Genomic DNA, 22,114 nt, shown 5'->3' with positions numbered 1-22,114 from the left:
CTCTTCCTCAGGTTTAATCTCAAGATAATTTGAGTTTACAGCCCCTTACGGAGCGTTCGGTGCAGGAAGAGTACAGCGATGTCGGGGAAATGATAAGAGACAAAAATGCGATAACACTTATCGCGCTGCGCTGAAAATCACTCGGGGCGCAGCCGCTGCCGCACTTTTTTCGGCAGCTTGTTCACCACCTGGTTCCACGAGTCGTCAACCAGCTCCGCCAGCAGATCTTCGCTGATGTCGGCGCCGGGAACCACGGTAATCCAGTGCTTCTTGTTCATGTGGTAGCCCGGCTCAATGCTGCGATAAATCTCCTGATTCAGCAGCGATTTTTGCGGCTCGGCCTTCAGGTTCACCAGCGCCCGGCCGCGAATGTTCATGGTCAGCATGAAAATGCGTCCGCCCACTTTAAACACGTCGTACTCCGGGCCGAACGGCCAGCAGTGCTCGGTGAAGGGGTAGGCCAGCGCGATGCGGTGGGCGCTGGCGTGCAGCGCTGCGGGGGTCATCAGGCGGCGTCCTCATGCAGCGCCTGCCACATGGCCTCAAATCCGAGCGCGATCAGCTCCCGGGCGCGCTGCGGGTCGTGGCTGGCAAATTCGATAGTCGTTTCCGCCAGCGACAGAAACAGCGCGTCGCAGAAGGCGCGATTGGCGTCGCTCTGGAAGATAGCCTTGATCGACAGACTGGCACATCTCGTTGAGTTCGGGGAACATCTCTTTAACGCGAGTTCGCGTTTCGTCGGTGATCCTTTCGCTAAGCGCCATCCGGCGGATGGCCTTGTTCTCCGTCGGGTGGCGAATACCCCAATCGATATAGCCGTTCCAGATGTTGCGCGCGTTCTCTTTTGGCCGCTTCTCGTTCGGCGTCAGCCCGGCCACCATCGAGGCGACCAGACCCGTTTTGATAGAGAGGTACAGCTCGTTGAGCAGATCGTCTTTGGTGGCGAAATAGCGGAACAGCGTCCCTTCGGCAACCCCCGCGCTGCGGGCTATGGCCGACGTTGAGGCGGCAATACCTGACTGGGCGAAGGCGGCGGTTGCGGCCTCCAGTAACGCCTGCTTTTTATCTTCACTCTTAGGACGAGCCACTGCATTTTACCTCGCACGTAATTAAACCCGGATCTAAGCATGCCAGGTCATGGCACTGCAACGGTGTATGTCAAAAATTGAAAATCGTCTTGACGACTTTCGTCTTCTTCCTAATAATGAGTGCTTACTCACTCATAATCAAGTCTTATAGCAAAACCTTTGGGTCAGTCAGAGGGTTTCGCCTGGTCCGAATATGAATCCTGTCATCGTCAGCGTGGTCGCCATCATGTTATTAGCCTCAGCAACAGCTTTACCGTTTGTGTTAAATGCCGGGTTTGGTAAGGCGCCGCAGGGCGCACAGCTTAGCCTCGTTGAACAGTCGCCGCACTATCGCGACGGCCAGTTTCATAACCAGTCTGCCCACTCCGAGCTTTAACGAAGAGAAAAATATGCTGGTCGCGATGTGGGATTTCCTGATGACCAAACGCGAAAACGCCAGGCCGCAGCAGCCGCTGCCGCTGGTTAATACCGATCTTGCCGGCCTGCCGGCGGGGGAGGACGCGATGGTCTGGCTCGGCCACTCCTCCTGGTTTTTGCAGCTGGCGGGCAAACGCATCCTGATTGACCCGGTCTTCAGCAGCTATGCCGCGCCGTTTTCGTTTATCAACAAAGCCTTCCCCGGCGACTACCCGTGGCGCGCCGAGCAGATGCCGGAAATCGATCTGCTGATTATCTCGCACGACCACTACGACCATCTCGATTACGCCACCATCAGAGCGCTGATGCCGAAAATTAAGCGCGTGGTCACGCCGCTGGGCGTCGGCTCGCACCTGCGCTACTGGGGAATGGACGGGGCGATTATCAGCGAGGCGGACTGGAACGAGTCGGTGAAGGTCAGCGATGAGCTCACCGTGCACGTCCTGCCGGCGCGCCACTTCTCCGGGCGCGGCCTCAAGCGCAACCAGACGCTGTGGGCCAGCTTTATGCTGGTGACGCCGCAGCAGAAAATTTACTACAGCGGCGATAGCGGCTACGGCCCGCATTTCAAGGCCATCGGCGAGCGGTTCGGCGGGGTAGATCTGGCGATTATGGAAAACGGCCAGTATGACCAGGACTGGAAATATATTCATATGATGCCGGATGAGACGGCGCAGGCTGCCGATGATATCGGCGCTCGCGCGGTTTTACCGGGACATGCCGGGCGTTTCGTGCTGGCCAGACACAGCTGGGACGATCCCTACAAACGGCTGGCTGCGGCCAGCGAAAAACGGGCATGGCGTTTACTGACGCCCATGCTGGGCGAGCCGGTTTGGGTCGCCGATAAGACACAATCATTTAATGCCTGGTGGCGGTAATCGCCAGTGTGCTTTAAGAGGAGAGAGGACTTATGACTATTTCCGCTCAGGTGATTGAGACTATCGTCGGGTGGATTGATGACAATTTGCATCAGCCGCTGCGTATTGATGATATTGCTCGCCACTCCGGTTACTCAAAATGGCATCTGCAACGACTGTTTTTACAATATAAAGGGGAGAGTCTGGGGCGCTATATTCGTGAACGTAAGCTACGGCTGGCGGCGCGCGATCTGCGCGATACCGACCAGCGGGTTTACGATATCTGCCTGAAATACGGCTTTGATTCGCAGCAGACCTTTACCCGCATCTTTACCCGGACGTTTAACCAGCCGCCGGGCGCCTACCGCAAAGAGAACCACCATCGCGCCCATTGAGACGCATCCGCCGGGGGAGACCGGCGGATGCTTTTCTTACCAGGCGTAGTTCACCGTCGCCGTTACCGTTCTGCCAATACCGTAGAAACAGGCGCTATCGCTGGCGCACGATGCGACGTATTTGGTATCGGCGATATTATTCACGTTGAACTGCACCTTCGCCCCCTGCAGGCGCGGGCTCAGCTCGCCTAGCTCATAGCTCACCATCGCGTCATACAGATCCACCGCCGGCACCTTGAAGGTGTTTTTGGCGTCACCGTAGCTGGTGCCGATATAGCGCATGCCGACCCCGGCGGTCAGGCTTTTCAGCACGCCGCTCGGCAGCGTATAGCTGGTGAAGGCCGACGCCATATGCGTCGGGATACGTGCCGGCGTTTTCCCTTCGGTTCCCGCCACGGTGGTGCTGACGGTTTCGGCGTCGGTCCAGGTGTAGGACGCAATCAGGTTCAGATTGTCGAACACCGTGGCGTGCGCCTCGGCCTCAATCCCTTTCGAGCGCACTTTGCCGCTGTTTTCAAACCATCCCGCCGCGCTGTTGTAGGTGGCGACGTTGCTCTGGGTCAGGTCGTACATCGCCAGGGTCATCAGCGCATTCTGGTTTGGCTGATACTTCAGGCCCACCTCCAGCTGCTTGCCTACGCTGGGATCGAACGGACCGACTCCCGGCGCCCGGTTGGTTTGCAGGTTCGGTTCAAAGGAGGTGCTGTAGCTGATATACGGAGAGAGGCCGAAATCAAAGGCGTACAGCAGGCCGGTACGCCAGGTGAACTTGCTGTCGTTTTTCTGGCTACGGCCGGCGTTGGTAAAATCGGTAGTCCGCACTTCCGCCCAGTCATAGCGGCCGGAAAGCAGCAGCTCCCAGTTCTCCCAGTTCAGCTGATCCTGCAGATAGACGCCCAGCTGGTCGAGATTCTGCTGCTCGTCGCTGGCGGTGCTGAAGGTACTTTCGTCGACGTTAACGCCGTACGCCGGATGGCGCCAGTCGAGATCGTACTGCGATCCGCCGGCGCGGCCGAGGTACTGTTTATCCTTGCTGGTTTTATAGTCCAGCCCGCCGATGGCGGTATGCGTCAGCTGGCCGCTGGTAAACTGCGCCTCAAGCTGATTATCAATGCCGAACTCGTCGGTCTGGCGCTCCTCGCGCTGGGCGCGGCGCGACAGAACCGAACTGTTGGCGTCGCTGGTGGTGTACACCAGATAACGATACTTCTGCTTGATGGTGGCGTAGCGCGCGTTCTGGCGCAGGGTGAAGGTGTCGTTAAGCTGATGCTCAAACTCATAGCCGATCATCGTTTGCTCGCGCCACGACTGATTATAGTTAGGGTCGCTGACGTTAAAATCGCGTGGAATATAGCTGCCGTCGACGCTGCTGACGGTGCCGTAGCGCGGCAGGAAGTTACGGTAGCCGGCATCGGGATCTTTTTGATAGCTGGTGAGCAGCGTGAAGCGGGTGGCCTGGTTGGGATACCAGGTCAGCGCCGGCGCAATCGCCATCCGCGTCTCTTTGTAGTCGTCGACCTGGTTATTCTGGCTGCGGGCGATACCGTTCAGGCGATACAGCAGGCTGCCGTCATCGTTCAGCGGGCCGCCAAAATCGAAGGCTCCTTCGGCCAGATTGTTATTGCCGGTGCGGAACTGCACTTCGTGAACCGGCTGACTGGTGGGGCGTTTGCTGGTCATGCTGATAAGTCCGCCGGGATTGACCTGACCAAACAGCACCGAGGCCGGGCCGCGCACCAGCTCCACGCGCTCCAGCAGCCACGGATCGAAGGTGCCGGTTTGCGAGGAGGCGGTGGCGCCGTAGCTCAGGCCATCGAGATACTTCGGCACGTAGCTGAAGCCGCGCACGAAGACTTCGTCATTGCGATTGGAGGACCCGCGATACTCGGTAAAGACGCCGGCGCTGTAGCGCAGCGCCTGGGATACCGAGGTGACGTCGAGGGCCTTCATCTGATCGCGGGTGACCACCGAGACCGACTGCGGCGTTTTGATCAGCTCGGCGGCGGTTTTGGTGGCCGACAGCGTTTTTGTCGCCACGATGCCGCTGAGCGGCGCGGTAGGATCTTCGCCGCTGCCCGCCGTGACCACCAGCGTCTCCTCCGCTGCCCGTACCTGCCCCGCGCATGAGGCCAGCGCCAGACCCGTGACCCAGAGTTTTGTTATTTTATTATTTTTAAACATATTTTTAGCTACATCCTTGATTTTAATTGCCATAGAAAGCCGTTCTTCCGTTAAGAGGAAATCTAACGGTCATCACTAACCGGATAGATGTTATTGCAAATCATTCCCATTTGCATTAGCGTTGGCAACAAATTCTTACAGGGATAATCGGGCAATGAAGATGGCATGGAGTGGTCTGCTGGTGGGGATGAGCGCGCTACCGGCGGCGGCAATGAACTGCGAGTCTCCCTCGCTGCAGGGGGAGTTGCAGGGAAAATTCGATGCCAGCGGTGAGGTCTGTTTTGACCTGCCGACGTTGGGTGAAAACTACGTCACCGCGACCCTCTCCGGGGTGACGGATGCCCGCCTGCTGGATGAGCACAGCCGCCGCCTGCGCACGCTGCTGGCGGGCGGACCGGCGGACGGCGAACAGACGCTGCTGTTCTCGCTGCCGGTAAACCGCCCTTCGGCGCTGTTGCTGCACGGCGAAGAGGGCACCCGCTGGCGCTTTCAGTGGCGGATGAAGGAGACGACCGCGCTGGCGAAAAATCAGCCTCTGGACCCCGTTAGCCCGCGTCTGCAGCGGCTGATGCGGGAGCTGGCGGCGGGAGGCTCAACGGCGGGCTTCTGGCTGGAGCGCGAGCAGGAGGGGACGCCGATGGTTGAGGCGTTGGACGCGGGCCATAAGCGCGTCACCTTCCTGTGGCGCGGGGCGAGCCGCAACGTGTTTATCCTGGGATCGCCGGCGGGCGATCACGATCCGCTGTTTCGTCTCGGCAGCTCCGACGTCTGGTTCCGCAGCTACGTGGTCCCGGCGGACACGCTGATGCAGTACAAGCTGGCGCCGGACGTGCCGGTGATTGACGGCAGCGCGCGCGACCAGCGGCGGGCGATTCTGGTCAGCGCCCAGGCCGATCCGCTGAATCCGCACAGCGTCAACGCCGCCAGCGATCGCTGGAACCGCTATTCGCTGCTGGCCCTCAACCCGGCGCGTTTCTGCACCCCGCAGCGGATGGCGCAGCCGCTGCGCTACGGCACCCTGACCCGCCATCAGCTGTACAGCGACTTTTTGCAAAATAGCCGGGAGGTGTCGATCTATCGCCCGCGCCTGCCGCAGCCGGCGCGCTGGACCCTGATGCTGTTCGACGGCAAAACCTACCAGGATGAATACCGCTTCGCCAACGTCCTCGATAGCCTGATCGCCAGCCACGCGCTGCCGCCGGTGAACGTGGTGTTTATCGATAGCCTCGATCACCCGCGGCGGGCCAAAGAGCTGCCGCCCAACCCCTTCTTCGCCGACTTTATGGCCCACGAGCTGCTGCCGTGGCTGCGCCAGCAGGGGCTGAACCCGACGCGGCAAAAGACCGTGGTCGCCGGTTCGAGCTACGGCGGCCTGGCCGCTTCATGGGTGGCGCTGCGCTATCCGCGCCAGTTCGCCAACGTGATCAGCCTGTCGGGGTCGTACTGGTGGGCGCCGAAGGGGGAGGAGGCGAGCTGGCTGACGCGGCAGTATCAGCAGTCGCCGCGCTATCCGGTGCGCTTCTGGCTGCAGGCGGGCAGGTTTGAGACCGCGGGACCGGACGGCGGGATTTATGCCAATACGCTGGAGTTTGAGCGGGTGCTGCGCGACAAAGGCTATCGCGTCAGCTTCCACCCCTTCTCCAGCGGCCACGATTACGCCGCGTGGTGTGAGGCGCTGGTGGCGGGGATGCGCGATTTTACCGGCCTAACGCTCAAGGGAAAACCAGCGGCGCCAGATCCAGCGCAGCACCACGTATTCAATCGCGCCCAGCGCTAAAAACCACAGGCAAAACAGCAGGGTGTAGAACTGGTTGAGATCGAGCAGATGAAAGGTCGCAACCAGCTTCTGCGCCAGCGTTAGCCCAAGGGAGGGGGCCGGCAGCAGCAGGCAGGAGAGCAGCGCCAGCAGCAGGATACCGGCGGCAGAGATCAGCGTTTCAAGCGGATGTTTCATTACTTGTTAATCGTCAGTTAAAAAACATATTGTCGGGCAAAATATTATTTAACGCAATATTCTTTCGCCGGCTATTATTCTCGCCTCTTTGTATTATCTCTGATGCTCCATTTTTAATATTTCTGTTAATTTAAATCGAAATTTTTGTGATTAAGTTAATAACACTTTAATGTAAATTAAAGTCATTATTAGATCGTCGCTTTTACAAAACTATAGGTGCTGTAGCCCACCAGCGTGGCGATCAGGATGGCCAGCAGGACGTACAGCGCCAGTCGGCGTCCGCGGTAGATTTTAGACATAATGGGCCTCGTTTAATATAGGTTTATTAATCTTCTGTAATAGTTGCTGTGAGAAACAACTTAACACATTTTTTAAATTTTGCGAGAGATTAAAGATTTCCCCTGAGTCATTTCTCTCGCCCCGTGAAATTATAATCTTTCATTGGCCAGAAATGATTTCAGGTTTTCCGCTTCACGGCGTTTATAAGGAAAATTTAATTTGAGCAGAATGATAAATCCCCGCAGCGCGCCCCCTTCAGGAGAGGCCGCAGAGCGCCTGAAAACCTGGGGCCCTAACGCGCTGCCGGAAAAGAAAGGCAAGCCGGGCTGGCTGCGCTTTCTCGCGCACTTTAACGACGTCCTGATTTTTGTCCTGCTGGCCGCCGCCGCGCTCACCGCGGTGATGGGCCACTGGGTGGATACGCTGGTTATTCTTGGCGTCACCGTTATCAACGCCCTGATTGGCCACGTGCAGGAGAGCAACGCCGAAAAATCCCTGCAGGGCATTCGCAATATGCTCTCCAGCGATGCGCGGGTGCAGCGCGGCGGCAGGCATGAAACGGTGGCGACCCGCGAGCTGGTGCCGGGCGATATCGTCCTTCTGCGCGCCGGCGACCGCGTCCCGGCGGACATGCGCCTGATTGAAACCCACAGCCTGCGGGTGGAGGAGGCGATCCTGACCGGCGAATCGACGGTGGTGGATAAAACCACCGACGCGCTGCAGGGCGAGCTGCCGCTGGGCGATCGCACCAATATGCTGTTCTCCGGCACCACCATCAGCGCCGGCGCCGGCGTTGGCGTGGTGACCGCCACCGGCCAGCAGACCGAACTCGGCCATATTAACCAGATGATGGCGGGAATTGAGAAGCACCGCACGCCGCTGCTGGTGCAGATGGACAAGCTCGGCAAAGCGATTTTCGTCATCATCCTCGCGATGATGGCCGCGCTATTCATCTTTAGCCTGGCGCTGCGCGACATCCCGATCGGCGAACTGCTGCTGTCGCTGATTAGCCTGGCGGTGGCGGCGGTACCGGAAGGTTTACCGGCCATCATCTCGATTATTTTATCCCTCGGCGTGCAGGCGATGGCGCGGCAGCGGGCGATTATCCGCAAGCTGCCGACCGTCGAAACTCTCGGGGCGATGACCGTGGTGTGCTCGGATAAAACCGGCACCCTGACGATGAACGAAATGACCGTCAAAGCGATCGTGACCGCCGACTGCTGCTACCGCGTCGAAGGCGACAGCTACGAGCCGCGGGGCGATATCTGCCTCGAAGGCAGCGACGAGCCGGTGCAGATTCAGCCGGGCAGCGTGCTGGAAAGCTGGCTGCGGACCATCGACCTGTGCAACGACAGCCAGATTATTCAGGACGAGCGCGGGCTGTGGGGCATCACCGGCGGGCCAACCGAAGGCGCGCTGAAGGTGCTGGCGCCGGTTGACACGCATCTGATTGCCAAAATTCCGTTCGATTCGCAGTACAAATATATGGCTACCCTGCAGCAGATTGGCGATGAGACGCGGGTGCTGATGACCGGCGCGCCGGACGTTATTTTCGCCATGTGCCGCCAGCAGATGAGTAAGCAGGGCGCGGTGCCGTTCGACCTGCAGTACTGGGAAGATGAGATGGCGCGCTTCGCCCGTCAGGGCCTGCGCATGGTCGCCGCCGCCGGCAAGCCAGCCGCCGCCGGCAGCGCGACGCTGACCCACGATGATCTGCGCGAAGGCATGGTGTTCCTCGGCATTGCCGGGATGATGGATCCGCCGCGTCCGGAAGCCATCGACGCCATTCACGCCTGCCAGAACGCGGGGATCCGCGTGAAGATGATCACCGGCGATCACCCGCAGACGGCGATGAGCATCGGCCAGATGCTGGGAATCGCCAACAGCAGCGAAGCGATGACCGGCTACCGCCTGGAGCATATGGATGATGCCGAGCTGGCAAAAGCCGCCGTCGAGTACGATATTTTCGCCCGCACCAGCCCGGAGCATAAGCTGCGGCTGGTGAAGGCTCTCCAGGAGAGCGGCGAAGTGGTCGGGATGACCGGCGACGGCGTCAACGACGCGCCGGCGCTGCGCCAGGCCGACGTTGGTATTGCGATGGGGATTAAAGGGACGGAAGTCACCAAAGAAGCCGCCGACATGGTTCTGACCGACGACAACTTTGCCACCATCGCCAGCGCGGTAAAAGAGGGGCGTCGGGTCTACGACAACCTGAAAAAAACCATCCTGTTTATCATGCCCACCAACCTGGCGCAGGGGCTGCTGATTATCATCGCCCTGCTGGCGGGAAACATTATTCCGCTGACGCCGGTGCTGATCCTGTGGATGAACATGGCGACCTCCACCACGCTCTCCTTCGGCCTCGCCTTTGAAGCCGCCGAGCGCAACGCCATGAACCGTCCGCCGCGTAAAACCGGCCAGCACGTGATGGACGCCTTTGCCGTCTGGCGGGTGGCGTTCGTCGGCACGATGATCGCCGTCGCCGCCTTTATCCTTGAGGCCTGGCTGGCGCCGCGCGGCCACAGCCCGGAGTTTATCCGCACCGTGCTGCTGCAGATGCTGGTGACCGCCCAGTGGGTGTATATGATTAACTGCCGCAGCAGCGACAGCTTCTCGCTGAACATGGGCCTGCTGCGTAATAAAGGCATTTGGCTGGTGAGCGGCGTGCTGCTGCTGATGCAGCTGGTCATCATCTACGTCCCGCTGATGCAGACGATGTTCGGCACCGAAGGGCTGCCGCCGCGCTACTGGTTTGTCACTCTCGCCATCGGCGTGGCGATGTTCCTGGTGGTGGAGGTTGAGAAGCGTCTGACCCGCCGTTGGCGTAAAACCGCCTGAACCTTCGCGCCTCTCCCCGTTCGGGAGGGGCGCGATAACGTCAGCAAGGAATTCCCCTCATGAAAAAAATACTCCGCTGCGCCTTACTGGCCTGCGGCCTGGCCGGCAGCACCCTCAGCGCCGCCGCCGCCGCGCCGGCGATCCCGGTCCGCGTGGCGACCGTCGAACGCGCCGCCCACGTCGATGAACGTCAGCTTCCCGGACGGGTCGAGGCGATTCACGCGGTCGCGATCCGCGCCCGTACCGAAGGCGCCATCGTCCAGCGCCATTTTGCGGACGGACAGTACGTCAGGCAGGGCGAGCGCCTGTTTACCCTTGACGACGCCCAGCCCCGCGCCGCGCTGGCGCTGGCCCAGGCCGAGCTGAAAAGCGCCCGGGCTTCGCTGCGCCAGGCCGAACAGCTGCTGAGCCGCTATCAGCGCCTGAAAAACAACCACTCGATTAGCCGCAACGATGTCGATAACGCGCAGATGTAGCGCGATGTCGCCGCCGCCGCCGTGGAGCAGGCGCAGGCGCGCGTTGCCGCGCAGCAGATTACGCTCGGCTATACGCGCATTGACTCGCCGGTGACCGGGCGCGTGGGCCACAGCCTCTTTCACGTCGGCAGCCTGGTCAATCCGGCCAGCGGCACGCTGGTGGATATCGTCCAGCTCGACCCGATCCGCGTCTCTTTCGCCTTAGATGAAAACGCTTTTTATCGTAAAGCGGGGCAGCACGACGATATTGGCGCGCTGAAGCAGGCGTGGCAGGCATTGATTGCCCCGGGCGGCGAGCGCGAAGAGGGCGTACTGACCTCGGTTGATAACCGCATCGACAGCCGCACCGCCAGCGTGGTGATGCGCGCCGAGTTTGCCAATCCGCAGCATCGCCTGCTGCCGGGCGGCAGCGTGACGGTGATTTTGCGCCCGCGCCAGCAGCAGGAAAGCCTGACCATCCCGCTGGCGGCCGTGCAGCAGGACGTGGAGGGCTTCTACTGCTGGGTGCTGACGGCAAATGACACCGTCGCGCTGCGTCGGCTGACCCTCGGCGAGCAGCAGGGGCAGCGCTACGCGGTCGCGCAGGGGCTGGACGTCGGCGAGCGGGTGGTGACGGAAGGCGTACAGCGCCTGCGTGACGGTACTGCCGTGCGGCTACTGAAATAAGGAAGGAGAAGGGATGCTGACGTTTTTTATCCGCCGCCCGCGCTTTGCGATGGTGATTGCGCTGCTGATAACCTTTATCGGCGCGGTAGCGCTGAAGCTGATTCCGGTTGAGCAATATCCACAAATTACGCCGCCGGTGATCAACGTCAGCGCCAGCTGGCCGGGCGCCAGCGCGGGAGACGTGGCCGAGGCCATCGCCGCGCCGCTGGAAACCCAGCTCAACGGCGTTGACCATATGCTGTACATGGAGTCCACCAGCTCCGATGAGGGAACCTACAGCCTAAGCCTGACCTTTGCGGCCGGCACCGACCCCGACCTGGCGGCAATTGACGTGCAAAACCGCGTCTCGCAGGCGGTGGCGCAGCTGCCCGCCGAGGTGCAGCAGAACGGGGTGCAGGTACGCAAGCGGGCGACCAATCTGCTGTTGGGGATCAGCCTCTATTCGCCGACGGAAACGCTCTCGCCGCTGTTTGTCAGCAACTACGCCAGTACCCAGGTGCGCGAGGCGCTGGCCCGGCTGCCGGGCGTCGGCGAGGTGCAGATGTTCGGCGCCCGCGACTACAGCATGCGCGTCTGGCTGCGTCCGGATCGCATGAATGCGCTCAACGTCACCAGCGAAGATATCGCCCAGGCGCTGCGCGAGCAGAACGTGCAGGGCGCCGCCGGGCAGGTGGGGACGCCGCCGGTGTTTAACGGTCAGCAGCAAACGCTGACCATCAACGGTATCGGGCGCCTGAGCGATGCGGCAAGCTTCGGACAGATAGCGATCCGCAGCGGCGAGCAGGGGCAGCTGGTGCGCCTTTCCGAGGTGGCGACTATCGAGCTCGGCGCGCGCAGCTACAGCTCCGGCGCGCAGCTCAACGGTCGCGACTCGGCCTATCTCGGGGTTTATCCCACGCCGACCGCCAACGCGCTGCAGGTTGCCAGCGCGGTGCGCGCCGAGCTCACGCGGCTACACGCGCGCTTCCCGCCGGATCTCACCTGGGAGGTGAAATTCGATACCACGCGCTTTGTGGCGGCGACCATCAAAGAGATTGGCGTTTCGCTGGCGCTCACCCTGCTGGCGGTAGTGGCGGTGGTGTCGCTGTTCCTGCAAAGCTGGCGGGCGACGCTGATTGTCGCCCTGGCGATCCCGGTATCGCTGATCGGCACCTTCGCGGTGCTCTACCTGCTGGGCTACAGCGCCAATACCCTCAGCCTGTTTGCCGTTATCCTCGCCCTGACGATGGTGGTGGACGACGCCATCGTGGTGGTGGAGAGCGTCGAGAGCCAGATGGCGGAAGGCGCGGGCCGCCTGGAGGCCACCGCCCAGGCGCTGCGCCAAATCGCCGGGCCGGTTATCGCCACCACCCTGGTGCTGCTGGCGGTATTTGTGCCGGTGGCGCTGCTGCCGGGCATTGTCGGCGAGCTCTATCGCCAGTTTGCGGTCACCCTCTCCACGGCGGTCACGCTGTCGAGCATCGTGGCGCTGACCCTGACGCCGGCCCTCTGCGCGCTGCTGCTGCGCCCGCGTCCGGCGCAGCCCGCGGCCGTCTGGCGGCTATTCAACCGCGGCCTCGATCGCCTGCGCGACGGTTACGGAGCGATCGTTGTGCGCATGAACCGCCGCCCGTGGCTGGCGCTGACGGCGGTCGCGCTGGCCGCCGGGGCGGTGGCGTTCAGCTTCAGCACCATGCCGAAGGGCTTTCTGCCTGAGGAAGATCAGGGCTACTTCTTCGCCAGCGTTCAGCTGCCGGAGGCGGCTTCCCTGGAGCGTACCGAAGCGGTGATGGCCCAGGCGCGGGAGCTGCTGCTGGCCAACCCGGCGGTGGAGGATGTGATTCAGGTGTCGGGCTTCAATATTTTGAACGGCACCAGCGCCTCAAACGGCGGGTTTATCTCGGTGATGTTGAAAGATTGGCACCTGCGGCCGCCGCTGGAGCAGGTGATGAGAAAGCTGCAGGGGCAGCTGCTGGCTCTGCCGGAGGCGACGATTATGGCCTTTGCGCCGCCGACGCTGCCGGGGTTGGGCAACGCCTCGGGCTTTAACCTGCGCATTCTGGCCCAGGCCGGACAATCGTCGGCGGAGCTGGAGCGCGTGGCGCTGCAGGTGCTGCAAATTGCCAATCAGCATCCGCAGGCTGAACCGGGTCTTTACCACCTGGAGCAGCAACGTGCCGCAGCTGACGCTGAGCGTCGATCGCGATCGCGCCGCCCGGCTGGATGTCCCGGTTTCGCGGATCTTCAGCAGCCTGCAAACGGCATTTGGCGGCACCCGCGCCGGGGACTTTAGCCTCAATAATCGGGTCTACCACGTGGTAATACAAAACGAGATGCAGTGGCGCGAGCGGGCGGAACAGATAAGCGAGCTCTACGTGCGCAGCAACCACGGCGATCGGGTGCGCCTGAGCAATCTGGTCGCCGTCACCCCGGCGGTGGGGGCGCCGTTTATCCAGCAGTACAATCAGTCCCCGTCGGTATCGATAAGCGGCTCGGCGGCTGAAGGGGTCAGCAGCCGCGCGGCGATGTCCGCGATGGCGGCTATTCTGCAGGCCAATCTGCCGCAAGGTTACGACTACGCCTGGAGCGGGATCTCGTGGCAGGAGCAGCAGACCGGTAATCAGGCCATCTGGATCGTGCTGGCGGCGGTGGCGATGGCGTGGCTGTTCCTCGTCGCGCAGTATGAAAGCTGGACGCTGCCGGCGAGCGTGATGCTGTCGGTGCTGTTCGCCATCGGCGGGGCGCTGCTGTGGCTGTGGGTAGCCGGCTACGCCAACGACGTGTACGTGCAGATTGGCCTGGTGCTGCTCATCGCCCTTGCGGCGAAGAACGCGATCCTGATCGTCGAGTTCGCCCGGGCGAAGCGCGAAGAGGGGATGTCGATAGCCGACGCCGCCCGGGAAGGGGCTATCCGCCGCTTTCGCGCGGTGCTGATGACCGCGGTCTCGTTTATTATCGGGATTTTGCCGATGATGTTCGCCACCGGCGCCGGGGCGCAGAGTCGGCGGATTATCGGCACCACCGTGTTCAGCGGCATGCTGGTGGCGACGCTGATCGGCATTCTGTTTATTCCCTCGCTGTTCGTGCTCTTTCAGCGCCTGCGCGAGTGGGGGCACCGCCGGATGTAGGTCCGGCGCTAGCGGGCTTCCACCGTAATCATGCTGACGAACGGATGGTACTGCCAGGGTACGCCGCCGCCCCGCTGGTACATTTTCGAAATGGTGCCGTCGAGGTAGAGCATCTGCCGGACGTTGAGCTTTGACTGCGCGTAGCAGGCGAAATCGTAGAAATTGGTTTCCCGCTCGCTGAGCATGAATATTACCTGGCCCTCGCGGGTGAGGCCGACGCCGTTGCGCAGCTTGCGCGAGGCGGCCGACGGCTTCAGCCGCCAGTTTATCCTGCCGTTTTCGATCAGCATCGGGCCGGACTGCACGGCGTAATCGATGGCCGGCGACGGCCGGTATTTATCGATGCTGACAATCCCCGCCCGCTGGCCTTTAACAAAAAAGACCCCGCCGGGACGAATGAAAAAGTTGCCGCCGCCGGAGGCGCGGTTGAGCGCGGTCAGCCGTTTGCCCTTTTCGATATACAGCCCCAGCGGCGCATAGGCTTTATCGTAAATCCCGCCGTTCATCGCCATCCGCACCCGACCGTCGCGGTTGATATCCGCCAGCAGCGATCGCAGGGAGCCCCAGGCGCTACCGTCGCCGTTTTTCCAGTACATGGCGATCCGCTCCTGCTGCGGATTGACGGCGTAGCTTTGCAGCGTCAGCGACGGGTCGGTGAGGGTACATTTTCCGGCGGCAAAGGCGGAAAACGGTAACAGCATCAGCGCGACGAGTCGCGGAGAGAGGCGCGGGAGCATGGGCATTCCTTGAAGCGGCTAAGGCGGGCAGTATACCTTTTTGCCGGCGCTACGCCGCCCAGATCTCGCAGTGCTTTTGCACCAGGCCGATCAGCGAGCCGCCGTTGGCGACAAATTCGCGCATCCGCCGGGCTTCGCTGCGATCCTGCTGCGCCTGGCGGACGATGGCGTCGAGGGCGCTGGCGGCGTTGAGCCGGTGGGCGAAGGGGGTCAGGCGATCCGCCAGACGTAAAATCTCCTCCCGGACGCTGCGCCGCTCGCCGGAGTGGACGTCGGTGACGATCCCCGCGAGGCCGTAGCGGCAGGCCTGATAGCGGTTGAAAGGGTAGAGCAGATAGTCCTCGGGCTGCGGCTTAAACGGCCTTTCCGTCAGCAGCCAGCAGGCAAGGATCTGAATATAGCCGGCAATATTGACCGCCTGCGCTACGGTCAGCGGGGTATCCATCACCCGCACCTCGACGGTGCCGAAGCGCGGGCTGGGACGAATATCCCAGTGCAGATCCTTCATGCTGTCGATCATGCTGGTATAGCTGAGGCGCCGGAACAGCCCGTTAAACGCCTGCCAGCCGGTGACCCACGGCATCGGACCGTTGTCAGGATAGGCGGAAAAGAGGTTCAGGCGGGCGGTGGCGAAGCCGCTGTCGGCGCCATCGAGCCACGGCGATGCCGCGTTAAGCGCAATAAAATGCGGCACGTAGCGCGATAATCCGTGGACAAGATAGATCGCATCGTCGCCGTTTTGGCAGCCGACGTGGACGTGCTGGCCGAACACCGTTGACTGCTGCGCGAGGTAGCCAAAGTGCTCGACGGTCTTCAGGTAGCGCGGGTTGCTGCTGATCTGCTGGCGCTGCCAGGCCTGAAACGGATGGGTGCCGCCGCCGCATATCTGCAAATGCTGCTGCGCGCCGGCGCGCAGTATCTCCTGCTGAATAGTAGTCAGCCTGCGCCATCGCCTGGTGAATGTCGTGGCAAATCCCCGTCGCCACTTCCAGCATGCTCTCGGTGATATCGTGCTTCACCTCCCCGGCGGAAATGGCGTCCTCCACGGCGGCAATCAGCGCCGAGGAGTCCTGGCTCAGATCGTATCCCGGCGGGTTGACTACCTGCAGCTCCAGCTCGATACCGAGCGTAAAAGGCTCCGAAACGTGAAAATCAGGTAATGACATGGCGATTCCTTGCGTACGGATATGCCAAAAGTATAGGTAAAATTTCTCCGGCTTAGCGCCTGTCCCGTCGGGCGAATGGCACAAACTCTTATAAACTGAGGGGGATTATGAATTTATTTTATATAAACTTCCGCAGCGTTATTATTACCTGCCGCGAAAAAATAATCTGGTGCAGTTCTGCAACAGATTTCCCGCTGACGGTGCGGGAGAATAAGGTGATATTATTTTATCAATACATATCATATAGATAGTATAATTTATTCTTATTTTATAAGCGCTTTCACACTTATTTTTCTTGCTTTCAGATGTGGTATGCATCTTGCCTGTTAAATAACGACTTTTATTTAACAGGGACATTGTGATGCTCAAAAATACCTTATCCTTGCGTAAACGCCGCCCCGTGGCCGCGGCGGTTGGGGCGCTGGCGCTGCTGGCCTCCCTGCAGGCGAGCGCCTCAACGCTGCGAATTGCGATGACCGCCGCCGACATCCCGTTAACCCTCGGCCAGCCGGACCAGGGCTATGAGGGCAACCGCTTCACCGGCATTCCGCTGTACGATGCGCTGGTGGAGTGGGACCTCTCGCAGGGGGAGAAACCGAGCGGGCTGGTGCCGGGCCTGGCGACGGAGTGGCACGTTGACCCGCAAAATCAGACCCGCTGGATCTTTACCCTGCGCCCTGGGGTGAAGTTTCATGACGGCACCGAGGTTAACGCCGACGCCATCGTCTGGAACGTCGATAAGGTCTTAAACAAAAATGCGCCACAGTATGCCCCGGGGCAGATCGGCAATACGCTGTCCCGCATGCCGACGCTGACCGGGGCGGAAAAAATTGACGATCGCACCGTGGCGCTTACCACTTCCGAAGCCGACGCCCTGCTGCCGTACAACATTACCAACCTGTTTATCGTCTCGCCGACCGCATGGCAGAAGCTGTATGACGCGGTGCCGGCCAGCGCCGGCGATACCGCCGCGCGCGGCAAGCTGGCGTGGACGGAGTTCGCCGCCCACGCGGTGGGCAGCGGCCCGTTCAAAATGGAAAAACTGGTTCCCCGCCAGCAGCTGATCCTCGATAAAAACCCGGACTACTGGAATAAAGAGCGCATTCCGCGGGTCGATAAGGTGGTGCTGATCCCGCTGCCGGAGGCCAATGCCCGCACCGCGGCGCTGCTGTCGAAGCAGGTGGACTGGATTGAGGCCCCGGCCCCGGATGCGGTGGATCAAATCAAAGCCCAGGGCTTTAAAATCTATGCCAATACCCAGCCGCACCTGTGGCCGTGGCAGTTCTCATTCGAAGAGGGCTCGCCGTGGAAGGATATTCGCGTGCGCAAGGCGGCCAACCTGTGCCTTAACCGCGCGGAGCTGAAGAGCTACCTCGGCGGCTATATGAGCGAAGCGACCGGCGTCTATGAGGCCGATAGCCCGTGGCGCGGCAAGCCCACCTTCCAGATCAAATATGACCCGGAAGCCGCCCGTAAGCTGATGACCGAAGCGGGGTACAGCGCCGGTAAACCGCTGCACGTTACCGTCGCCACCTCGGCCTCCGGCTCCGGACAGATGCAGCCGCTGCCGATGAATGAGTACATTCAGCAGAGCCTGAAAAGCTGCTTCTTTAACGTCGACATCAAGGTGACCGAATGGAACACCCTGTTCACCAACTGGCGCCTTGGGGCAAAAGATCCTTCGGCAAAAGGTATTGATGCCATTAACGTTAGCGCGGCGGTTAACGACCCTTACTTCGGCATGATCCGCTTCTCAACCGCCAAAGCCTTCCCGCCGGTGGCGACCAACTGGGGCTACTTCTCCACCCCGGAAACCGAAAAGCTGGCGACGGCGGTGAAGCACGCCTTTACTCCCGAAGAGATGAACAAAGCGGCCGGCGAACTCCACGCCGCGCTGGTGGACCAGGTCCCGTTCCTGTTTGTCGCTCACGACGTGGGGCCGCGGGCTATCTCGCCGGCGGTGAGCGGCGTGGTGCAGCCGCAGAGGCTGGTTTATCGATCTCAGCCTGGTGAGTAAGAAAGAGTAATAGTGACGGGAGCCAAAGATGATCAAGACGCTGCTGTACCGGGTTCTGCTGGCCGTGCCAACCATGCTCGGCGTGGCGGTAATCTGTTTCATGCTGGTGCAGATTGCGCCGGGGGATCCGCTGGTGTCGGTGATGCCGCCGGACGCCTCGGAGGCGCTGCGCCAGACGCTGATGCAGGCCTATGGTTTTGATAAACCGCTGCCGCTGCAGTTCGTTCACTGGCTGTGGCGGGCGCTGCACGGCGACTTAGGGATGTCGGTAGCCACCGGACGACCGGTGATCGGCGAAGTGATGACCGCCGTCAGCTACTCCCTGCGCCTGGCGCTGCTGGCGACGATTATCGGCTTCGTGCTCGGCAGCCTGTTTGGCTTTGTCGCCGGTTACTTTCGCAACAGCATCATCGATCGTCTGGCATCGGTGCTATCGGTGTTTGGCGTCAGCGTGCCGCACTACTGGCTGGGAATGCTGCTGGTGATCGCCTTTAGCGTCAAGCTGGCGGTCTTACCCGCCACCGGCGGCGGGCCGATCGGCGAAACCGGCTGGCAGTGGGACTGGGATCATCTGCAGTTTATGCTGCTGCCGGCGGTAACCCTGTCGGTGATCCCGACCGGGATCATCGCCCGCACCGTGCGCTCGCAGGTCGCCGACATTCTGAGCCAGGAGTTTATCGTCGGACTGCGCGCCCGCGGTCTGGGCGAATCGCGCATTTTCCTCCACGTGGTGAAAAATGCCGCCCCCACCGCGCTGGCGGTGATGGGGCTGCAGGTGGGCTATCTGATGGGCGGCTCGATTCTGGTGGAAACGGTGTTCTCGTGGCCCGGCACCGGGCTGTTGCTCAACACCGCCATCTTCCAGCGCGATCTGCCGCTGCTGCAGGGCACCATCTGGGTGCTGGCGCTGTTCTTTGTGCTGCTCAATCTGCTGGTGGATATGCTGCAAACCGCCCTCGACCCGCGTATTAAGAGGAGCTGACCATGGCGGATACTTTGACGACAAAAGCGCGACCCGCGTCTGTGGCCATCCCCGCCCGCCAGGGCTACTGGCGCGGCGTACTCCGCCGCCTGCTGCGCGATCCCGGCGGCGTGGCGGTCGGGTCAATCATTCTGCTGCTGCTGATTCTGGCGCTGTTTGGCCCGTGGCTGATAGCGAAAGATCCTTACCAGACGTCGATGTTTCTGCGCCTGAAGCCGATTGGCAGCGACGGCTTTCCGCTGGGCTCCGACGAGCTGGGCCGGGATATGCTGTCGCGGCTGATTCTCGGCACCCGGCTGTCGCTGTTTATGGGGATTGTCCCGGTGGTCTTCGCCTTTTTCATCGGCGGCGCGATCGGCATCGTGGCCGGCTACGCGGGCGGTAAAACCAACACCCTCATCATGCGCACCGTCGATGTGTTTTACGCCTTTCCCTCGGTCCTGCTGGCGATTGCGCTCTCCGGCGCACTGGGGGCGGGCATCGGCAACGCGCTGCTGTCGTTAACGCTGGTGTTCGTCCCGCAGGTGGCGCGCATCGCCGAAAGCGTCACCGCCCAGGTGCGGCACATGGACTATATCGATGCCGCCCGGGCAACCGGGGCCAGCGCGCTGACCATTATCCGGGTTCAGGTGTTGGGCAACGTGCTGGGACCGATCTTCGTCTTCTCAACCGGTTTAATTTCGGTCTGCATGATCCTCGCCTCCGGGCTCTCGTTCCTTGGGCTCGGCGTGCGTCCGCCCGAGCCGGAGTGGGGATTGATGCTCAACACGCTGCGCACGGCGATTTACACCCAGCCGTGGGTGGCGGCCCTGCCGGGATTGATGATTTTTATCACCTCCATTTCGTTCAATATCCTCGCCGACCGCCTGCGCGCGGCGATGGCGATCAAGGAGTAAACGATGCAGCCTTTTGTCAATATTGACCTCGGCGGCCCGGCCCAGCCGCTGCTGCAGGTCAACAATCTGTTGAAGTACTTTCGCGCCGGCGGCGGGAAGGGACATGAAGTGGTGCAGGCGGTGGATGACGTCAGCTTTACGGTGGTTAAAGGCGAAACGCTGGGCGTCGTCGGGGAGTCGGGCTGCGGGAAATCCACCACCGCGCGGCTGCTGATGCAGCTCCTGAACCAGGATCGCGGGGAGTCTGGTTTTCGACGGGCTGGCGGTGGGATCGTCCCGCCTGCCGATGAAAGAGTACCGTCGCCAGGTGCAGATGGTGTTTCAGGATAGCTACGCCTCGCTCAACCCGCGGATGACTATGGAGGAGAGCATCGCCTTCGGCCAGCGCGTGCACGGGGTCAGCGCAAAGGAGGCCGGCGAGTACGCGCGCTATCTGCTGGCGCACGTTGGCCTTGAGCCGGGGCGCTTCGCCCACCGCTATCCGCACGAGCTTTCCGGCGGCCAGCGCCAGCGGGTGAATATCGCCCGCGCGCTGGCGATGAAGCCGCGGCTGGTGATCCTCGACGAAGCGGTCTCGGCGCTGGATAAATCGGTGGAGGCGCAGGTGCTGCAGCTTTTGCAGGAGCTCAAGCGCACGCTGGAGCTGACCTACGTATTTATCAGCCACGACCTGCACGTGGTGCGCTGGCTGTCGGACCGGATCCTGGTGATGTATCTCGGCGAGGTGGTGGAGATCGGGCCCGCGGAGCAGCTGTTTAGCGCCTCGGCCCATCCCTATACCCGGGCGCTGCTGAGCTCGATGCCGTCAATGGACCCGCAAAACCGCACCCTGACCTCGCCGCTTAGCGGCGATCCGCCCAGCCCGATTTCACCGCCGGCGGGCTGCCGCTTCCATACCCGCTGCCCGCACGCCAGAACGGTCTGCGCCGAGGTGAAACCCATCCTCGAAAGCGTGGGGGAGGGGCATCAAAGCGCCTGCCTGATGGCGCAGCCGGCGTCGCCCTGGCATCGGGCTATTGCCGTCCGGGAGGTGCGCCATGTCGCATGAAGCCTTTGTCCATATCCGCGATCTGCGGGTTGAGTTCCGCCGCGACGGTCAGACCATCAATGCGGTAAACGGCGTCTCTTTTGACGTGCAAAAGGGCGAGGTGCTGGCGCTGATTGGCGAGTCCGGCTCCGGAAAAAGCGTGACCCTCAGAGCGCTGATGCGCCTGCATCCGCCCAAAAGCAGCGTCCTTTCCGGAACCCTGCGGGTGGATGGCGAAGCGGTGCTGGAGATGAACGCTTCCCGACTGCGGCGCTACCGCGGCGCGCGCTGCGCCATGATCTTCCAGGAGCCGCTGCTGGCCTTCGATCCGGTCTACACCGTCGGCCAGCAGATCGCCGAAGGCCTGCGCCGCCATGAAGGGCTTTCGCGCCCGGCGGCAAGGGCGCGGGCGCTGGAGGCGCTGCGTCAGGTGCGCATTCCGAGCCCAGAGCGGCGGCTGGACGCCTATCCGCACGAGATGTCCGGCGGGATGCGCCAGCGGGCGATGATCGCCCTCGCGCTGTCGTGCAACCCGCAGCCTGCTGCTGGCGGATGAACCGACCACCGCCCTCGACGCGACGGTGCAGATCCAGATCCTGATCCTGCTGCGCGAGCAGCAAAAGGAGCGCGGGCTGTCGATTATCTTTGTTACCCACGATATCGGCGCCGCGGTGGAAATTGCCGACCGCGTGGCGGTGATGTACGCCGGGCGCATCGTCGAAGAGGCATCGATGGCGGATATTCTCTACCGTCCGCGCCACCCCTATACCCAGGTTCTGCTGGGCAGCCGCCCGAAAGAGGGGCTTAAAAAAGGCGATGCCCTGCGCTGCATTCCCGGCGCGCCGCCGGACTTAGCGCGCCTGCCGGCGGGCTGCGCGTTTGCCGAGCGCTGCCCCCATGCGCGGGCGGCCTGCGGGCAAAGCCAGCCGCCGACGGAGCAGGTTGGCCAGCGTCACGTAGTGAGTCTGCCATCGCTGGCGGAGGCTGGCCGCCGACGTCGAGAACCAGGCGCAGTACGCCTGAAGCAATAA

General features: G+C 61.8%; 9 protein-coding genes and 8 pseudogenes. 11 read left to right on the top strand and 6 right to left on the bottom strand.

Translation table 11 applies throughout. The features are described from left to right. Window positions 1-137 precede the first annotated feature (137 nt). Together ABOC21_RS18065 and ABOC21_RS18060 are read right to left on the bottom strand one after the other, a co-directional pair. On the bottom strand, window positions 138-506 hold the full coding sequence (locus ABOC21_RS18065; protein WP_426812760.1) for an MmcQ/YjbR family DNA-binding protein: 369 nt from the start codon (window positions 504-506) through the stop codon (window positions 138-140). Then, window positions 506-1,088 (bottom strand): annotated as a pseudogene (locus ABOC21_RS18060) (TetR/AcrR family transcriptional regulator). The gene ABOC21_RS18065 and the pseudogene ABOC21_RS18060 overlap by 1 nt, the downstream one beginning before the upstream one ends. A gap of 193 nt (window positions 1,089-1,281) precedes the next feature. On the opposite strand from ABOC21_RS18060, the pseudogene ABOC21_RS18055 reads away from it, so the two are divergent. Together ABOC21_RS18055 and ABOC21_RS18050 are read left to right on the top strand one after the other, a co-directional pair. Next, window positions 1,282-2,383, top strand: a pseudogene (locus ABOC21_RS18055) (MBL fold metallo-hydrolase). Between the two features lie 32 nt (window positions 2,384-2,415). Then, on the top strand, window positions 2,416-2,757 hold the full coding sequence (locus ABOC21_RS18050; RefSeq protein WP_041144482.1) for a RamA family antibiotic efflux transcriptional regulator: 342 nt from the start codon (window positions 2,416-2,418) through the stop codon (window positions 2,755-2,757). A gap of 36 nt (window positions 2,758-2,793) precedes the next feature. Here ABOC21_RS18050 and ABOC21_RS18045 read toward each other — a convergent pair whose 3' ends face one another. Beyond that, window positions 2,794-4,938 carry a TonB-dependent siderophore receptor gene (locus ABOC21_RS18045; protein ID WP_426812759.1) on the bottom strand — a complete coding sequence of 715 codons (2,145 nt, stop codon included), beginning with the start codon at window positions 4,936-4,938 and terminating at the stop codon, window positions 2,794-2,796. Window positions 4,939-5,092: 154 nt separating this feature from the next. Between ABOC21_RS18045 and ABOC21_RS18040 the strand changes: the two genes are divergently transcribed. After that, on the top strand, window positions 5,093-6,715 hold the full coding sequence (locus ABOC21_RS18040) for an alpha/beta hydrolase-fold protein (protein ID WP_426812758.1): 1,623 nt from the start codon (window positions 5,093-5,095) through the stop codon (window positions 6,713-6,715). On the opposite strand, the gene ABOC21_RS18035 is transcribed toward ABOC21_RS18040, so the two are convergent. Further along, window positions 6,644-6,892, bottom strand: a complete 249-nt coding sequence (locus tag ABOC21_RS18035; RefSeq protein WP_426812757.1) for a DUF1158 domain-containing protein — start codon at window positions 6,890-6,892, stop codon at window positions 6,644-6,646. The genes ABOC21_RS18040 and ABOC21_RS18035 overlap by 72 nt on opposite strands. A 507-nt stretch (window positions 6,893-7,399) precedes the next feature. On the opposite strand from ABOC21_RS18035, the gene ABOC21_RS18030 reads away from it, so the two are divergent. The 3 genes and pseudogenes from ABOC21_RS18030 (at window position 7,400) to ABOC21_RS18020 (ending at window position 14,258) form a co-directional block, all read left to right on the top strand. After that, window positions 7,400-10,009: a cation-transporting P-type ATPase gene (locus tag ABOC21_RS18030; RefSeq protein ID WP_426815528.1), complete on the top strand. Its 2,610-nt coding sequence runs from the start codon at window positions 7,400-7,402 to the stop codon at window positions 10,007-10,009. A gap of 59 nt (window positions 10,010-10,068) precedes the next feature. Beyond that, window positions 10,069-11,151, top strand: a pseudogene (locus ABOC21_RS18025) (efflux RND transporter periplasmic adaptor subunit). 13 nt (window positions 11,152-11,164) lie between these two features. Further along, window positions 11,165-14,258 (top strand): annotated as a pseudogene (locus tag ABOC21_RS18020) (efflux RND transporter permease subunit). Between the two features lie 8 nt (window positions 14,259-14,266). Here ABOC21_RS18020 and ABOC21_RS18015 read toward each other — a convergent pair. Then, window positions 14,267-14,995 carry a phosphodiester glycosidase family protein gene (locus ABOC21_RS18015; RefSeq protein ID WP_426812756.1) on the bottom strand — a complete coding sequence of 243 codons (729 nt, stop codon included), beginning with the start codon at window positions 14,993-14,995 and terminating at the stop codon, window positions 14,267-14,269. Between the two features lie 49 nt (window positions 14,996-15,044). After that, window positions 15,045-16,161: pseudogene (locus tag ABOC21_RS18010) on the bottom strand (YbdK family carboxylate-amine ligase). Window positions 16,162-16,522: 361 nt separating this feature from the next. Here ABOC21_RS18010 and ABOC21_RS18005 point away from each other — a divergent pair. The 5 genes and pseudogenes from ABOC21_RS18005 to ABOC21_RS17985 all read left to right on the top strand — a co-directional run bounded on the left by ABOC21_RS18005 (window position 16,523) and on the right by ABOC21_RS17985 (window position 22,106). Further along, window positions 16,523-18,188: pseudogene (locus ABOC21_RS18005) on the top strand (ABC transporter substrate-binding protein). An 18-nt stretch (window positions 18,189-18,206) separates the two neighbouring features. Then, window positions 18,207-19,160, top strand: a complete 954-nt coding sequence (locus ABOC21_RS18000; protein WP_426812755.1) for an ABC transporter permease — start codon at window positions 18,207-18,209, stop codon at window positions 19,158-19,160. 2 nt (window positions 19,161-19,162) lie between these two features. Beyond that, a complete protein-coding gene (locus ABOC21_RS17995; RefSeq protein ID WP_426812754.1) occupies window positions 19,163-20,056 on the top strand; it encodes an ABC transporter permease in 894 nt (297 codons plus the stop codon). 3 nt (window positions 20,057-20,059) lie between these two features. Next, window positions 20,060-21,104 (top strand): annotated as a pseudogene (locus tag ABOC21_RS17990) (ABC transporter ATP-binding protein). Then, window positions 21,094-22,106 (top strand): annotated as a pseudogene (locus ABOC21_RS17985) (ABC transporter ATP-binding protein). Before ABOC21_RS17990 ends, ABOC21_RS17985 begins: the two co-directional pseudogenes overlap by 11 nt. Window positions 22,107-22,114: the final 8 nt, after the last annotated feature.

This window comes from Klebsiella sp. WOUb02, assembly GCF_050058015.1.
Lineage (GTDB): Bacteria > Pseudomonadota > Gammaproteobacteria > Enterobacterales > Enterobacteriaceae > Klebsiella.
Note: the sequence above shows the minus strand (reverse complement) of the source record. Positions and strands in the feature narration are given on the sequence as shown.

Bases quoted from the DNA above. Each gene is read 5' to 3' on its own strand.
- ABOC21_RS18065 (WP_426812760.1), bottom strand. From the start codon at position 506: ATGACCCCCGCAGCGCTGCACGCCAGCGCCCACCGCATCGCGCTGGCC.
- ABOC21_RS18050 (WP_041144482.1), top strand. From the start codon at position 2,416: ATGACTATTTCCGCTCAGGTGATTGAGACTATCGTCGGGTGGATTGAT.
- ABOC21_RS18045 (WP_426812759.1), bottom strand. From the start codon at position 4,938: ATGTTTAAAAATAATAAAATAACAAAACTCTGGGTCACGGGTCTGGCG.
- ABOC21_RS18040 (WP_426812758.1), top strand. From the start codon at position 5,093: ATGAAGATGGCATGGAGTGGTCTGCTGGTGGGGATGAGCGCGCTACCG.
- ABOC21_RS18035 (WP_426812757.1), bottom strand. From the start codon at position 6,892: ATGAAACATCCGCTTGAAACGCTGATCTCTGCCGCCGGTATCCTGCTG.
- ABOC21_RS18030 (WP_426815528.1), top strand. From the start codon at position 7,400: ATGATAAATCCCCGCAGCGCGCCCCCTTCAGGAGAGGCCGCAGAGCGC.
- ABOC21_RS18015 (WP_426812756.1), bottom strand. From the start codon at position 14,995: ATGCTCCCGCGCCTCTCTCCGCGACTCGTCGCGCTGATGCTGTTACCG.
- ABOC21_RS18000 (WP_426812755.1), top strand. From the start codon at position 18,207: ATGATCAAGACGCTGCTGTACCGGGTTCTGCTGGCCGTGCCAACCATG.
- ABOC21_RS17995 (WP_426812754.1), top strand. From the start codon at position 19,163: ATGGCGGATACTTTGACGACAAAAGCGCGACCCGCGTCTGTGGCCATC.